At 34.9% G+C, this 301-nt stretch carries 1 pseudogene; it reads left to right on the top strand.

What is annotated here, in order from left to right:
• A pseudogene (locus U860_RS0129785) lies at nt 1-301 on the top strand (IS4 family transposase); the annotation flags it as partial.

Raw genomic sequence — 301 nt, 5'->3', positions numbered from 1 at the left:
TAAACAAGAGCGATTAGAATGTCACCTTTATGGGCAACTCATTAGTATTCTATTATGTTCTTCTACTATGTTTAAAATGCGAGAACTCCTGTTACGTAAGAAACAGAAAGAGCTAAGTGAATATAAAGCGATGTACATAATTAAGGATTATTTTTTACTTTTTCACCAAGCATTACACAAAAACACCCAAGAGCTATCAAAGGTTCTCCTTCGTCTGTTTAACCTCCTACAGCGCAACGGACGAAAATCTCATCGATACGAGAAAAAGACAGTCTTTGATATTTTGAGTGTTGTTTATGAG

This window comes from Bacillus sp. H1a, from assembly GCF_000633475.1.
Classification (GTDB): Bacteria; Bacillota; Bacilli; order Bacillales; family Bacillaceae_G; genus Bacillus_A; species Bacillus_A paramycoides.
The sequence above is the reverse complement of the archived record's forward strand: the minus strand, read 5'-3'. Positions and strand labels throughout refer to the sequence as shown.